15 protein-coding genes are annotated in these 13591 nt (G+C 62.6%); all 15 read left to right on the plus strand.

The features are described from left to right. The first annotated feature begins 2 nt into the window (after positions 1-2). Positions 3-2195: a penicillin-binding protein 1C gene (gene pbpC / locus FHS49_RS18065; RefSeq protein ID WP_184021587.1), complete on the plus strand. Its 2193-nt coding sequence runs from the start codon at positions 3-5 to the stop codon at positions 2193-2195. Positions 2196-2210: 15 nt separating this feature from the next. Beyond that, positions 2211-3428: a Na+/H+ antiporter NhaA gene (gene nhaA, locus FHS49_RS18070; RefSeq protein ID WP_184021590.1), complete on the plus strand. Its 1218-nt coding sequence runs from the start codon at positions 2211-2213 to the stop codon at positions 3426-3428. A gap of 44 nt (positions 3429-3472) precedes the next feature. Next, positions 3473-4486 carry a zinc-ribbon domain-containing protein gene (locus FHS49_RS18075; RefSeq protein WP_184021593.1) on the plus strand — a complete coding sequence of 338 codons (1014 nt, stop codon included), beginning with the start codon at positions 3473-3475 and terminating at the stop codon, positions 4484-4486. 264 nt (positions 4487-4750) lie between these two features. Continuing rightward, positions 4751-5122, plus strand: coding sequence for a 30S ribosomal protein S12 (gene rpsL / locus FHS49_RS18080; RefSeq protein ID WP_184021596.1), 372 nt, complete (start codon positions 4751-4753; stop codon positions 5120-5122). A 45-nt stretch (positions 5123-5167) separates the two neighbouring features. Next, entirely contained in the window at positions 5168-5638 is a 471-nt protein-coding gene (gene rpsG, locus FHS49_RS18085; RefSeq protein ID WP_184021597.1) for a 30S ribosomal protein S7, read from the plus strand. A gap of 74 nt (positions 5639-5712) precedes the next feature. Then, positions 5713-7809 carry an elongation factor G gene (gene fusA, locus FHS49_RS18090; RefSeq protein WP_184021600.1) on the plus strand — a complete coding sequence of 699 codons (2097 nt, stop codon included), beginning with the start codon at positions 5713-5715 and terminating at the stop codon, positions 7807-7809. An 85-nt stretch (positions 7810-7894) separates the two neighbouring features. After that, positions 7895-9085 (plus strand): elongation factor Tu, encoded by a 1191-nt coding sequence (tuf, locus tag FHS49_RS18095; RefSeq protein WP_184021603.1) that lies wholly within the window; start codon positions 7895-7897, stop codon positions 9083-9085. Positions 9086-9195: 110 nt separating this feature from the next. Then, on the plus strand, positions 9196-9507 hold the full coding sequence (gene rpsJ / locus FHS49_RS18100; protein WP_022672862.1) for a 30S ribosomal protein S10: 312 nt from the start codon (positions 9196-9198) through the stop codon (positions 9505-9507). 162 nt (positions 9508-9669) lie between these two features. Next, on the plus strand, positions 9670-10431 hold the full coding sequence (gene rplC, locus FHS49_RS18105) for a 50S ribosomal protein L3 (RefSeq protein ID WP_184021605.1): 762 nt from the start codon (positions 9670-9672) through the stop codon (positions 10429-10431). A gap of 2 nt (positions 10432-10433) precedes the next feature. Further along, positions 10434-11060 (plus strand): 50S ribosomal protein L4, encoded by a 627-nt coding sequence (gene rplD / locus FHS49_RS18110; RefSeq protein ID WP_184021607.1) that lies wholly within the window; start codon positions 10434-10436, stop codon positions 11058-11060. Next, positions 11053-11367 (plus strand): 50S ribosomal protein L23, encoded by a 315-nt coding sequence (locus FHS49_RS18115; RefSeq protein ID WP_184021609.1) that lies wholly within the window; start codon positions 11053-11055, stop codon positions 11365-11367. The genes rplD and FHS49_RS18115 overlap by 8 nt, the downstream gene beginning before the upstream one ends. A 10-nt stretch (positions 11368-11377) precedes the next feature. After that, a complete protein-coding gene (gene rplB, locus FHS49_RS18120; RefSeq protein ID WP_184021612.1) occupies positions 11378-12214 on the plus strand; it encodes a 50S ribosomal protein L2 in 837 nt (278 codons plus the stop codon). A gap of 3 nt (positions 12215-12217) precedes the next feature. Continuing rightward, positions 12218-12493: a 30S ribosomal protein S19 gene (gene rpsS, locus FHS49_RS18125; RefSeq protein WP_184021614.1), complete on the plus strand. Its 276-nt coding sequence runs from the start codon at positions 12218-12220 to the stop codon at positions 12491-12493. After that, a complete protein-coding gene (rplV, locus tag FHS49_RS18130) occupies positions 12493-12870 on the plus strand; it encodes a 50S ribosomal protein L22 (RefSeq protein ID WP_184021616.1) in 378 nt (125 codons plus the stop codon). Before rpsS ends, rplV begins: the two co-directional genes overlap by 1 nt. Then, positions 12870-13565: a 30S ribosomal protein S3 gene (gene rpsC, locus FHS49_RS18135; RefSeq protein ID WP_184021617.1), complete on the plus strand. Its 696-nt coding sequence runs from the start codon at positions 12870-12872 to the stop codon at positions 13563-13565. Before rplV ends, rpsC begins: the two co-directional genes overlap by 1 nt. Positions 13566-13591 lie beyond the last annotated feature (26 nt).

Below are 13591 nucleotides of genomic sequence, written 5' to 3' on the forward strand. Positions count from 1 at the left end.
ATATGGATTCCCGCCTGCGCGGGAATGACGATGATGGGTGGCTTCGGGTGATCGATCTCTGGCGGAGCTGGTCATGGAGGGCGAAGGCGTGGGCCGGAGCAGCGCTGCTGCTGTTCGGTGCCTTCACGGCCCTGTGGTTCGTCACTTTGCCGCCGCCCTTGCCGGGCTATGCGCAGACCAAGGCGGGCTGGGCACCGAGCGAAGCCTGGCTCTATGATCGCAACGGCCGTCTGATCGATAGCGCGCGGGTGAATTTCAGCGTGCGGCGACTCGCGTGGACGCCGCTGGAGAGCGTCACCCCGGTGCTGCCCCAGACGATCATCGCGTCGGAAGATCGCCGATTCGCAAGCCATGATGGCGTGGACTGGTGGGCGATGGCGGGATCGCTCCGCGATCGGCTGGAAGGCAAGCGCGCGCGCGGCGCTTCCACACTGTCGATGCAGGTGGCCGCCTTCCTGGCCCCCCAACTCGCCGCGCCCGGATCACGCGGCTGGCGGGACAAGGCACGGCAGATGCGCGCGGCGATGGACCTGGAGGACGATTGGTCAAAGGATCAGATTCTCGAGGCCTACCTCAATCTGGCGGGCTATCGTGGCGAGGCGCAAGGGATCGGCGCGTCGGCGCTGAGCCTGTTCGGAAAAGCGCCCGATGCGCTCACGAAGACCGATGCGCTTCTGATGGCGGCGTTGCTCCCCAATCCGCGCGCGGGGCCGCAGGAACTGGGCAGGCGTGCGTGCCTGCTGGCATCCCAAAACCGGACGGGGCAGGGTTGCTTGCCTTATATGGCCGCCGCGCTGGACATGCTCGGCCCGGCGCGGCGGCTGGCGCTCGATCCCGGCCTTGCGCCGCATCTGGCGAACCGGCTGCTCAAGACGCCCGGCATGAAGATCACGACCACGCTGGACATGGATATCCAGCGGATGGCGGTCACCGCCCTTTCCCGGCAATTGCAGGGGCTGGGATCGGATCGCGCGCGGGACGGTGCCGTCTTGGTCGTGGATAACGCCACGGGCGATGTGCTGGCCTATGTCGGCGGGGTCGGCGGATCGTCCACCGCGTCCGCCGTGGATGGTGCGAACAGCTATCGTCAGGCGGGATCGACGCTCAAGCCGTTCCTTTATGCGCAGGCGATCGAAAAGGGCTATCTGACGCCCGCCTCCATATTGGATGATTCGCCGGTTCAGCTCGATACGGCGTCGGGCCTCTATGTGCCGCAGAATTACGATCATGATTTCAAGGGGCCGGTCTCGGCCCGCACCGCGCTGGCGGGGTCGCTCAATGTCCCCGCCGTGCGCACGCTGGTGCTGGCGGGGGTGGATAGCTTCCGCGATCGACTGTGGGACACGGGCTATCGCGGGCTGACCGAGGACGGACAATATTACGGCTTCTCGCTCGCGCTGGGATCGGCGGAAGTGACGCTGATGGAGCAGGCGGCGGCCTATCGCACGCTGGCGAAGGGCGGACGCTGGTCACCGCTCCGGCTCAGGGCGGACGACAAGAAGGAGGTGCCCCGCGCGATCTTCTCGTCGCAATCGGCGTGGATCGTCTCCGACATGATGTCGGATGCCGACGCGCGCGCGCAGAGCTTCGGGCTGGACAGCGCGCTCAGACTCTCCTTCTGGTCAGCCGTGAAGACCGGAACGTCCAAGGCGATGCGGGACAATTGGTGCATCGGCTTTTCGGATCGCTACACGGTGGCGGTGTGGGTTGGGAATCTCGAGGGCGATTCGATGCGCGCGGTGTCCGGCACGGCGGGGGCCGCGCCCGTGTGGCGCGATCTGATGCTGGCGCTGCATCAGGGGCATCCGGGCCGGCAGCCTGCGCAGCCATCGGGGATCGAGACGCGGCAGGTGCGCTTCGCCGATGGAATCGAGCCGCCGCGCCGCGAATATTTCCTGGCGGGCACCGGACAATCGGTGATCGGGGTCGCCCCCCGGCAATCACGCCGCCCGCGCATCACCAGCCCGGTGGGCGGCAGCGTCTATGCGCTCGATCCCGATATCCCGATCCAGCGCCAGCGCATGGCGATCCAGGTGGCGGGCGCGGTGGAAGGGTTTCGCCTGATCCTGGACAAGAAGGATCTGGGGCCGGCCGACGCGCGGCCGCAGGTGCTGGCCGGTCCGGGCGCGCACCGGCTGCAATTGGTGGATCCGGCGGGCAAGGTGGTCGATAGCCTGTTGTTCACCGTGCGGTGAAGCCTAAAAGGCACCATGACCCGCACCCGCCCCGCCTCCGCCCTCCGCGATTTCCTGCATAGCGAGGCGGCGGGTGGGATCATCCTGATGATCGCCGCTGCGCTGGCGATGATCGTGGCGAACAGCCCGCTTTATGATCTCTATCATCACGCGCTTCATGCGCCCTTTGGCCCGGTTTTGACCGAGACGCTCGGCCCGATGACACCGCATCTGTGGATCAATGACGGGTTGATGGCGGTATTCTTCCTTTTGGTGGGGCTGGAGATCAAGCGCGAGTTTGTCGATGGGCAACTCGCGAGCTGGAAGCAGCGCCGCCTGCCGGTGATCGCGGCGGCGGCGGGCATGGCGGTGCCGGCGGCGGTCTATCTGTTCTTCACCGGGGGCGTGCCGGGCCTGGCCCAAGGCTGGGCGATCCCCGCGGCGACCGACATCGCCTTCGCCATCGGCGTGCTGGCGTTGCTGGGCAGCCGTGCGCCGACCTCGCTCAAACTGTTTCTCACCACCGTCGCGATCGTGGACGATATGGGTGCGGTGGCGATCATCGCACTCGCCTATACTGCCAGCATCAATCTGGCAGCGCTGGGAGCTGCGGCGGTGATCCTGCTGGCGATGGCGGTGATGAACCGGCGCGGCGTTACATCGCTTCCGCTGTATCTGATCGCCTTTGCACTGCTCTGGTATGCGGTGCTGCTCTCGGGCGTCCACGCGACGATCGCCGGGGTTCTGGCCGCTTTCACCATTCCCATCCGTGTGACACCGGGCGCGCCGGATGCAGAGGATTCGCCGCTGCACCGGCTGGAACATGCGCTGCATCCCACAGTGGCTTACGCCATCGTGCCGTTGTTCGGTTTCGCCAATGCGGGCGTGTCGCTGTCGGGGATGGGCATGGCGCAGCTTCTCGCGCCACTGCCGCTGGGGATTGCGGCGGGCCTGTTCATGGGCAAGCAGATCGGGATTTTCGGGAGCATCTGGCTGTGCGTGAAGCTCGGCCTTGCGGGCAAGCTGGGCGGCGCGAGCTGGCTGCAGATTTATGGCGTGGCGCTGCTGTGCGGCATCGGTTTCACGATGAGCCTGTTCATCGGCGCCCTTGCCTTTCCGGGCAACGCAGCGCTGGTGGAGGAGGCGAAGATCGGCGTGCTGCTGGGGTCGCTTCTGTCCGCGCTGACGGGTTTTGCCGTGCTGCGTTTCGCGCCGGTCCCGCCCCGGCAGGCTCCCCCTTCCGGAGCGGCGTGATGCTATGATAAGGCTCCGGCTCGGGTGAGCGGAGGACGAACGGAATGAGCCAGCACTATTGCGGGAAATGCGGCCAGCGCCTGCCGGACGGTGCGCGCTTCTGCACGGCCTGTGGCGCGCCCGTGGATGCGGCTCCCGTGTCACCGATCACACCCGCAACCGAAATTGCGACGGAACCCGCATTCACGCCCGCGCCCAAAGCTGCGCCCGAGCCGGCCTATCGCGCCGCGCCCGATCCGGTGCCCGACGAAAGCGGCGGCGGCAATCGCACCACGCTCATCATAGCCGGCGCGATGATCGCGATCCTGGTGCTGCTGATCGGCTATATGGTGATCGCGGGCCGCGACTCCGATGAGGGCGTCGCCAGCAATGCGGCGGCCAGCGCCATGAATGCCGCCGCGCCCGTGGTCGCGCTTGCGCCCGAAGTGCCGGCGCATGTCGATGAATTTCTCTCCGCTCAGGATGAGCAGGTGGATGTGGTGGGCGAAGCGCGGATGCGCGACAGGCCCACCGCCAAGGATACGCAGATCCTGTCCGTCCTGAAGCCGAATCAGGTTCTGTCCGGCCGCTGGGTAAAGGGCGTCGATCCCGCCACCCGCTGGATCAAGGTCGATGTGGACGGCAAATCGGGCTATGTATGGGAGGGCAATCTGGCGGCGCATCTGACGCAGGCGGATTATCAGGCGCTCGATCTGGCGACGTTCGACGGCAAATATCCGATGGACCGCGTGGGCAGCCGCACGTTCGCGACAGACCCCGTGGTCAAGCGGCTGATCGGCGACGCCGTGCCGCGCGATATCCTGCAAAGGATGCAGGCCTCACCGGGGCCGGCCTCGCCCATCGTCTATGGCGATGGCGAATTGCTGTCGTGGAGCTGCAAGCAGCATGATTGCGGCGCGCAGAACTGGAGCGTGTTCATCCTCGATGGCCCCCGCAAATTCGCGCGGGTCTGCTATCATGATGAAGAGAAGATGGGCGATTCGTCGGAATGGTATGAACGCGGGAAATCCACGGGCCGGCAGCCGGGCGGATGCCCGAGCGAATTCGACGGGATTTAAGTCGTCCGATCGGGCGAGAGGCTGAGCGGGTTGCAACGTGCGAAACCGCCCGGTCCCCCGCTTGACCCTCTCCGACTCCATTGTTATAGGCCGCCCCTGCCTGCGGGTTTGTGGTGGATTCGCCCCTTTTTGCAGGCAAACAAGAGCTTGAACATTGCTGATGCGTGGGAAGGCCAGGGTGGTCATTGTGCCGCCGGGGTTCTTTTTGCATTTCGTGTGTCCCGCGCTCAAGCAAAGTAACTGAACGATAAAGGTGAAGGCTTCATGCCAACGATCAATCAGCTGATCCGCAAGGGTCGCGACCCGCAGAAGGCCAAGTCGAAGGTCCCTGCAATGGATGCCAACCCGCAGAAGCGCGGCGTTTGCACACGCGTCTACACGACGACTCCGAAGAAGCCGAACTCGGCGCTTCGCAAGGTGGCCAAGGTTCGCCTGACCAATCAGCGCGAAGTCATCACCTATATTCCGGGTGAAGGTCATAACCTGCAGGAGCACTCGGTTGTGCTGATCCGCGGCGGTCGCGTTCGCGATCTTCCCGGTGTGCGCTATCACGTGTTGCGCGGCGTTCTCGATACCCAGGGTGTCAAGGATCGCAAGCAGTCTCGCTCGAAGTACGGCGCCAAGCGTCCGAAGTAAGCTCGCCGGAGCTTTCCGGTGATCTGAAGTTAAGAGGGTATATCCATGTCACGTCGTCGTCGTCCCGAAACCCGGGAAATCCTGCCTGATCCCAAGTTCGGAGATCAGGTCCTTTCGAAATTCATGAACAGCGTCATGCTGGATGGCAAGAAGGCCGTTGCCGAAGGCATCGTCTATTCCGCCCTGGAAACCGTCGAGGCGAAGGCCAAGAAGGATCCGATCGGCGTGTTCCATGATGCGCTGAACAATGTGAAGCCCGGTATCGAAGTGCGCAGCCGCCGCGTCGGTGGTGCCACCTATCAGGTTCCTGTCGAAGTGCGCATCGAGCGTGCCCAGGCGCTGGCCATCCGCTGGCTGATCACCGCGGCACGCGCCCGCAGCGAAAACACCATGTCGGCGCGCCTGTCCGGCGAACTGCTGGATGCGTCGAACAATCGCGGCAACGCGGTGAAGAAGCGCGAAGACACGCATCGCATGGCTGAAGCCAACCGCGCATTCTCGCATTACCGCTGGTAACAGCGGTTTTTACCGGCTCCCGCTGGTAATCAAATCGAACGCCGGGGCCGAGCCCCGGCCACGGAGTTAAGATCATGGCCCGCAGCCATCCGCTCGACAGATATCGCAATATCGGCATCATGGCGCACATCGACGCCGGCAAGACGACGACGACCGAGCGTATCCTTTACTACACCGGCAAGTCCTACAAGATCGGCGAAGTGCATGAAGGCACGGCGACGATGGATTGGATGGAGCAGGAGCAGGAGCGCGGGATCACGATCACGTCCGCCGCTACGACGTGCAAATGGCGCGCCGAAGAAGGCAAGGGCGAAGAGCATCTGATCAACATCATCGACACCCCCGGGCACGTCGATTTCACCATTGAAGTCGAGCGTTCGCTGCGCGTGCTCGATGGTGCCGTGGCTTGCTTCGACGGCGTTGCCGGCGTGGAGCCGCAGTCGGAGACGGTCTGGCGCCAGGCTGAAAAGTATAAAGTGCCGCGGATGTGCTTCATCAACAAGCTCGACCGCACCGGCGCGGATTTCTACTTCTGCGTCAATTCGATCATCGAACGCCTGGGCGCGCGTCCGGCCGTGCTGTATTTGCCGATCGGCATGGAGGGCGGCTTCAAGGGTCTGGTCGATCTGGTCGAAAACCGCGCGATCATCTGGCTCGAAGAGAGCCTGGGTGCGAAGTTCGAATATCAGGACATCCCCGCCGACCTCGCTGACAAGGCCGCCAAATATCGCAGCGACCTGATCGAAATGGCCGTCGAGCAGGACGACGCCCTGATGGAAGCCTATCTTGAGGGCAACGAGCCGAGCACGGCCGATCTCAAGGCGCTGATCCGCAAGGGCACGCTCAACTTCTCGTTCGTGCCGGTGGTGTGCGGCTCGGCGTTCAAGAACAAGGGCGTCCAGCCCCTGCTCGATGCCGTGGTCGATTATCTGCCGAGCCCGCTCGACGTTCCCGCTATTCAGGGTCTCAAGCTCGACGGCGTGACCCCGGACGAGCGTCCTTCTTCGGATGAAGCGCCTTTCTCGGCGCTGGCGTTCAAGATCATGAACGATCCGTTCGTCGGCACGTTGACCTTTGCGCGCATCTATTCCGGCAAGCTGGAGACCGCATCGCAGGTCACCAACTCGGTCAAGGACAAGAAGGAAAAGGTCGGTCGCATGTTGCTTATGCACGCGAACGAGCGTGAGGACATCCAGGTGGCCTATGCCGGCGACATCGTCGCTCTGGCGGGCCTCAAGGATACGACGACCGGTGATACGCTGTGCGCGATCAACGCGCCGATCATCCTGGAGCGGATGGAATTCCCCGAGCCCGTGATCGAGCTTTCGGTGGAACCCAAGACCAAGGCCGACCAGGAAAAGATGGGCATCGCGCTCAATCGTCTTGCGCGCGAGGATCCGTCCTTCCGGGTGTCTTCGGATTCCGAGAGCGGCCAGACGATCATCAAGGGCATGGGTGAGCTTCACCTGGAGATCCTGGTCGATCGCATGAGGCGTGAATTCAAGGTGGAGGCCAATGTCGGCGCGCCGCAGGTGGCGTATCGCGAATATCTCGGCAAGAAAGTCGATATCGATTATACCCACAAGAAGCAGTCGGGTGGTTCGGGCCAGTTCGCACGCGTGAAGTTCACCGTGACACCGGGCGAGCGCGGATCGGGCATCATCTTCACCGACGGCGTCAAGGGCGGCAATATTCCCAAGGAATATATCCCCTCGGTCGAAAAGGGTATGCGCGAAACCGCCGAGACCGGCTCGCTGATCGGCTTCCCGATCATCGATTTCGAGATCGAGCTGTATGACGGCGCCTATCATGACGTCGATTCGTCGGCACTGGCCTTCGAAATCGCCGGTCGTGCCGCGATGCGCGAAGCTGCGCAGAAGTCCGGCATCAAGTTGCTCGAGCCGATCATGAAGGTCGAAGTCGTCACCCCGGAAGATTATCTGGGCGACGTCATCGGCGACATGAACTCGCGCCGCGGTCAGATCCAGGGCACCGATACACGCGGCAATGCCACGGCGGTCGAGGCGATGGTTCCCCTTGCGAACATGTTCGGCTATGTGAATCAGCTTCGTTCGTTCTCGCAGGGGCGCGCCCAATATTCGATGCAATTCTCGCATTATGACGAAGTGCCGGCGAACGTGGCCGAAGAGGTCAAGGCGAAGCTGGCATAATCTGAAATTTGCCTCTATGTGCGCTCGTCACGGCGCGGCAGAGTCGGCAAGAGACAATTGTTTTTGATAAGAAGGTAGGAAGATAATGGCGAAAGCTAAGTTTGAGCGGAACAAGCCGCATTGCAACATCGGCACCATCGGTCACGTCGATCATGGCAAGACCTCGCTGACCGCAGCGATCACCAAGGTTCTCGCCGAAACCGGCGGCGCTACCTTCACGAGCTATGCGAACATCGATAAGGCGCCCGAAGAGCGCGAGCGCGGCATCACCATCTCGACCGCACACGTCGAGTATGAGACGGAAGCGCGTCACTATGCGCACGTCGATTGCCCGGGCCACGCCGATTATGTGAAGAACATGATCACGGGTGCCGCACAGATGGATGGCGCGATCCTCGTCGTTTCGGCGACCGATGGCCCGATGCCACAGACCAAGGAGCACATCCTGCTCGCAAAGCAGGTCGGCGTTCCCCAGATGGTCGTGTTCATGAACAAGGTCGATCTGGTTGACGATGCCGAGCTTCTCGAGCTGGTCGAGCTGGAAATCCGCGAGCTTCTCTCGAAGTATGATTTCGATGGCGACAACATCCCCATCATCCAGGGTTCGGCTGTGGCCGCGCTTGACGACAAGACGCCTGAAATCGGCCATGACGCCGTGCTCAAGCTGATGGAAGCCGTCGATAGCTGGATCCCGCAGCCAGAGCGTCCGCTCGACCGCGCATTCCTGATGCCGATCGAAGACGTTTTCTCGATCTCGGGTCGTGGTACGGTTGTCACCGGCCGCGTCGAGACCGGCATCGTGAAGGTTGGCGAGGAAGTCGAGATCGTCGGCATCAAGGACACCAAGAAGACCGTCGTGACCGGCGTCGAAATGTTCCGCAAGCTGCTCGATCAGGGCCAGGCTGGCGACAACATCGGCGCGCTGATCCGCGGCGTTGGCCGTGAAGAAGTCGAGCGCGGCCAGGTGCTCTGCAAGCCCGGTTCGATCACGCCGCACACCGAGTTCACCTCGGAAGTGTATGTCCTGTCGAAGGACGAGGGCGGCCGTCACACGCCATTCTTCGCGAACTATCGTCCGCAATTCTACTTCCGCACCACCGACGTCACCGGTGAAGTTGTCCTCCCCGAGGGCACCGAAATGGTGATGCCTGGCGATAACGTGCAGCTCGGCATCAAGCTGATTGCCCCGATCGCCATGGACCAGGGTCTGCGCTTCGCAATTCGCGAAGGTGGCCGCACGGTCGGTGCAGGGGTTGTGGCTTCGATCACAAAGTAATATAGGCACCGCAGTCGCCCGATTCTCCGCAGGGGAATCGGGCGACTCGCATTTCATTTAATACGGTTACCCTCCCTCGGGAGGACGGCTCTTTCGCATCGGTAGTGGACATGGAAACGCAGAATATCCGCATTCGCCTCAAGGCGTTTGATCATCGTGTATTGGATCAGGCTACCGGGGACATCGCCGATACGGCGCGTCGCACCGGAGCGCTCATCCGCGGCCCCATCCCACTTCCGACGCGCATCGAGAAGTTCACCGTGAACCGCGGTCCGCACGTCGACAAGAAGTCGCGCGAGCAGTTCGAGGTCCGTACCTACAAGCGGCTGCTGGACATTGTGCAGCCCACCCCGCAGACGGTCGATGCGCTGATGAAGCTCGATCTTGCTGCCGGCGTCAACGTCGAGATCAAGCTGGCTTAAGGCCAGCAAGACATAGGGATACCGCACGGCTCCGGCCGTGGTCTGCGTCCCCCGTCTTTCCCCGTTCGCGGGGGCCAGCCCGGACGGGGCGATGTCAATAATTTTGGGTTGGAGCACGCCCGCGGAATTTCCCGCGGGCCTCTGTATTAGGGAGTATGGATCATGCGCACTGGCGTGATCGCGAAGAAAATGGGGATGACCCGGGTGTTCCTGGACGACGGCAAGCATGTGCCGGTTACCGTCCTGTCGCTTGAGGGTTGTCAGGTTGTTGCGCGTCGGGAGGCCGATCGCGACGGCTATGTCGCTGTCCAATTGGGCGCCGGCACCGCGAAAGCGAAAAACATCACCAAGCCTGAGCGTGGCCATTTCGGCAAAGCCGAAGTCGAGCCCAAGGCGCGGCTTCAGGAATTCCGCGTCGCCGAAGATGCGCTGCTCGATGTGGGCGCCTATATCTCGGCGGACCATTTCGTGGCTGGCCAGCTCGTCGATATCGGCGGCCAGACACAGGGCAAGGGCTTTGCCGGTGCCATGAAGCGTTGGGGCTTCGGGGGTCTTCGGGCTTCGCACGGCGTCTCGCTCTCTCACCGTTCGCATGGTTCCACGGGCAACCGTCAGGATCCGGGTCGCGTGTTCAAGAACAAGAAGATGGCCGGCCATATGGGCGACCGTCAGCGCACCCAGCAGAATCTGGAAATCGTCTCGACCGATGTCGAGCGCGGTCTTCTGTTCGTGAAGGGTTCGGTCCCCGGTTCCAAGGGTGGCTGGCTGTTCGTGAAGGATGCCGTGAAGGTGCCGCGTCACAGCGATGCGCCCTATCCCGCTGGCCTGAAGCTGGCTGCCAATCTCAATGACGATGCCGCTCCCGCGGAAGCGCCGGCCGAAGCCGCTGCTCCCGTCGAGACGGTCGAAGGCCAGGAGGGCTGATCATGAAAATCAAGGTTCAGACCCTCGACGCCAAGGGCAAGGGCGACATCGACCTCAATGACGAGATCTTCGGCGTCGAGCCGCGCGCAGACATTCTGCACCGCGTCGTTACCTGGCAGCTCGAAAAGCGCCGCGCCACCGCGCGTGGCACGCGTGAGCGCTCGGATGTCGCACGCACCGGCAAGAAGTTCGGTCGCCAGAAGGGCGGCGGTACGGCACGTCACGGCGATCGCCGTGCGCCGATCTTCATCGGTGGTGGTAAGGCTCACGGCGCGCGCGTTCGTGATTTCAATCCGTCGCTGAACAAGAAGATCCGCGTTTTGGGCCTGCGCATGGCGCTGTCGTCCAAGGCGAAGTCCGGCGATCTGATCATCATGGAAGATCTGGCCGTCGCAGAAGGCAAGACCAAGGCGCTCGTCGCCAATCTCGCCAATCTGGGCTTCGGCAAGACCGCTCTGGTGATCGACGGCGATGCGGTCGAGCAGAGTTTCGCGCTGGCATCGGCAAACCTGCACACGATCAACGTGCTGCCGGCGATCGGCGCCAATGTATATGACATCCTGAAGGCCGAAACGCTGGTGCTTACCCGCGCTGCGGTAGAAAAGCTGGAGGCGCGGTTCAATGGCTAAAAAGCAGGCCAAGGGCATCGACAACCGTCATTATGACGTGGTTGTCGCCCCGCACATCACCGAGAAGTCGACGCTGCTCTCCGAGCATAATGCGGTTGTCTTCAAGGTGGCAAACGACGCAACCAAGCCGCAGATCAAAGCGGCTGTGGAAGCCCTGTTCGACGTGACCGTGATGAACGTGAACACGATGAACCAGAAGGGCAAGACGAAGCGCTGGAAGGGCAAGCCCTACAAGCGCTCCGACGTGAAGAAGGCGGTTGTGACGCTGGCCGAAGGCCAGTCGATCGACGTCACCACCGGTATCTGAGGCGGGATAGATGGCACTCAAGCACTATAACCCGACGAGCCCGGCCCGACGCGGCCTGATTCTCGTCGATCGTTCCTCGCTGCACAAGGGCAAGCCTCTCAAGGCGCTCACGGTCGGCAAGACCAAAACCGGCGGCCGCAACAACAAGGGTCATGTGACCTCGCGCGGCATCGCTGGTGGCCACAAGCAGAGCTATCGCATCATCGACTTCAAGCGTCGTAAATGGGATATGCCTGCCACGGTCGAGCGTCTGGAATATGATCCCAACCGCACTGCGTTCATCGCTCTGGTGAAATACACCGATGGCGAGCAGACCTACATCATCGCACCGCAGCGCCTTGGCGTTGGCGACACCATCGTCGCTGGCAAGAAGACCGACGTAAAGCCGGGCAACGCGATGGAATTGGGGCAGATGCCGGTCGGCACGATCGTCCACAATATCGAGATGAAGCCCGGCAAGGGCGGCCAGATCGCCCGTTCGGCAGGCACCTATGTGCAGGTCGTTGGTCGTGATCGCGGTCTCGTGATCGTCCGCCTCAACTCGGGCGAGCAGCGTTACATTCGCGGCGAGTGCATGGGTACGGTTGGCGCGGTTTCAAACCCCGACAATTCGAACCAGAACCTGGCCAAGGCCGGCCGCAATCGCTGGAAGGGCATCCGCCCGCTGACCCGCGGTGTTGCAAAGAACCCGGTCGATCACCCGCATGGCGGTGGTGAAGGCCGGACTTCCGGTGGTCGTCATCCCGTGACGCCATGGGGCAAGCCGACCAAGGGTGCTCGCACTCGTCATAACAAGTCGACCGACAAGATGATCATCCGGTCGCGTCACGCGAAGAAGAAGAGGTAAGCTATGGCCCGTTCCATCTGGAAAGGTCCGTTCGTCGACCTGCATCTGCTGAAGAAGGCCGAAACCGCGCAGGAAACGAACGCGCGCGCGCCGATCAAGACCTGGTCGCGCCGCTCCACCATCCTGCCGCAGTTCGTTGGCCTGACCTTCAACGTCTATAACGGCCGCAAGTTCGTTCCCGTTTCGGTGAACGAAGACATGGTCGGCATGAAGCTGGGTGAATTCGCGCCGACGCGCTACTTCCCCGGCCACGCAGCCGACAAGAAGGGCAAGCGCTAATGTCCAAGCCTAAATCACCCCGCAAGGTCGGCGAGAAGGAAGCTCTTGCTGTGGGCACCACGATCCGTGGTTCCGCGCAGAAGCTGAACCTCGTCGCGGCGCTGATCCGCAACAAGAAGGTCGGCGATGCGATGAACATCCTCTCCTTCTCCAAGAAGGCGATGGCTGTTGACGTGCGCAAGGTGCTCGCAAGCGCCGTGGCGAACGCCGAGAACAACCACAACCTCGATATCGACGCTCTGGTCGTATCCGAGGCGAGCGTCGGCAAGGCGCTTTCGATGAAGCGCTTCGCCGCCCGCGCCCGCGGTCGTTCGACGCAGATCATCAAGCCGTTCAGCCGTGTGCGCATCGTGGTGCGCGAGCAGGAAGAAGCATAATGGGTCACAAGAGCAATCCGATCGGTCTGCGTCTTCAGATCAACCGCACCTGGGACAGCCGCTGGTTCGCGGAAGGCCAGGATTATGGCCGTCTGCTGCTTGAGGATCTGCGGATCCGCAAGTTCATCATGAAGGAGCTGCCGCAGGCGGCGATTTCCAAGGTGGTGATCGAGCGTCCGGCCAAGCTGTGCCGCGTGTCCATCTACGCTGCGCGCCCCGGCGTGATCATCGGCAAGAAGGGCGCGGACATCGAGAAGCTGCGCAAGAAGCTGGCTTCGATGACCTCTTCGGACGTGAGCCTGAACATCGTCGAAATCCGCAAGCCGGAAATCGACAGCAAGCTCGTCGCCCAGTCGATCGCCGATCAGCTCGAGCGTCGCGTCGCTTTCCGTCGCGCCATGAAGCGCGCGGTTCAGTCGGCGCTGCGTCTTGGCGCGGAAGGCATCAAGATCACGTGCGGTGGCCGTCTCGGCGGCGCTGAAATCGCCCGCGTCGAATGGTATCGCGAAGGCCGCGTGCCTTTGCATACGCTGCGCGCGAACGTCGATTATGCCGATGCCGAAGCGCATACCGCTTATGGCGTGTGCGGGATCAAGGTCTGGATCTTCAAGGGCGAGATTCTCGGCCATGATCCGATGGCTCATGACCGGCTCATGATGGAAGCCCAAACCTCGGGAGTACGGCCCGCGCGATAAGGCTTAACAGCCCTGTCAGCACGGCC

This window comes from Sphingobium boeckii (assembly GCF_014199215.1).
GTDB classification, from domain to species: domain Bacteria; phylum Pseudomonadota; class Alphaproteobacteria; order Sphingomonadales; family Sphingomonadaceae; genus Sphingobium_A; species Sphingobium_A boeckii.

What these genes read in the sequence shown, in the direction of transcription:
- pbpC (WP_184021587.1), top strand. Translation starts at nt 3, where the DNA reads ATGGATTCCCGCCTGCGCGGGAATGACGATGATGGGTGGCTTCGGGTG.
- nhaA (WP_184021590.1), top strand. Translation starts at nt 2,211, where the DNA reads ATGACCCGCACCCGCCCCGCCTCCGCCCTCCGCGATTTCCTGCATAGC.
- FHS49_RS18075 (WP_184021593.1), top strand. Translation starts at nt 3,473, where the DNA reads ATGAGCCAGCACTATTGCGGGAAATGCGGCCAGCGCCTGCCGGACGGT.
- rpsL (WP_184021596.1), top strand. Translation starts at nt 4,751, where the DNA reads ATGCCAACGATCAATCAGCTGATCCGCAAGGGTCGCGACCCGCAGAAG.
- rpsG (WP_184021597.1), top strand. Translation starts at nt 5,168, where the DNA reads ATGTCACGTCGTCGTCGTCCCGAAACCCGGGAAATCCTGCCTGATCCC.
- fusA (WP_184021600.1), top strand. Translation starts at nt 5,713, where the DNA reads ATGGCCCGCAGCCATCCGCTCGACAGATATCGCAATATCGGCATCATG.
- tuf (WP_184021603.1), top strand. Translation starts at nt 7,895, where the DNA reads ATGGCGAAAGCTAAGTTTGAGCGGAACAAGCCGCATTGCAACATCGGC.
- rpsJ (WP_022672862.1), top strand. Translation starts at nt 9,196, where the DNA reads ATGGAAACGCAGAATATCCGCATTCGCCTCAAGGCGTTTGATCATCGT.
- rplC (WP_184021605.1), top strand. Translation starts at nt 9,670, where the DNA reads ATGCGCACTGGCGTGATCGCGAAGAAAATGGGGATGACCCGGGTGTTC.
- rplD (WP_184021607.1), top strand. Translation starts at nt 10,434, where the DNA reads ATGAAAATCAAGGTTCAGACCCTCGACGCCAAGGGCAAGGGCGACATC.
- FHS49_RS18115 (WP_184021609.1), top strand. Translation starts at nt 11,053, where the DNA reads ATGGCTAAAAAGCAGGCCAAGGGCATCGACAACCGTCATTATGACGTG.
- rplB (WP_184021612.1), top strand. Translation starts at nt 11,378, where the DNA reads ATGGCACTCAAGCACTATAACCCGACGAGCCCGGCCCGACGCGGCCTG.
- rpsS (WP_184021614.1), top strand. Translation starts at nt 12,218, where the DNA reads ATGGCCCGTTCCATCTGGAAAGGTCCGTTCGTCGACCTGCATCTGCTG.
- rplV (WP_184021616.1), top strand. Translation starts at nt 12,493, where the DNA reads ATGTCCAAGCCTAAATCACCCCGCAAGGTCGGCGAGAAGGAAGCTCTT.
- rpsC (WP_184021617.1), top strand. Translation starts at nt 12,870, where the DNA reads ATGGGTCACAAGAGCAATCCGATCGGTCTGCGTCTTCAGATCAACCGC.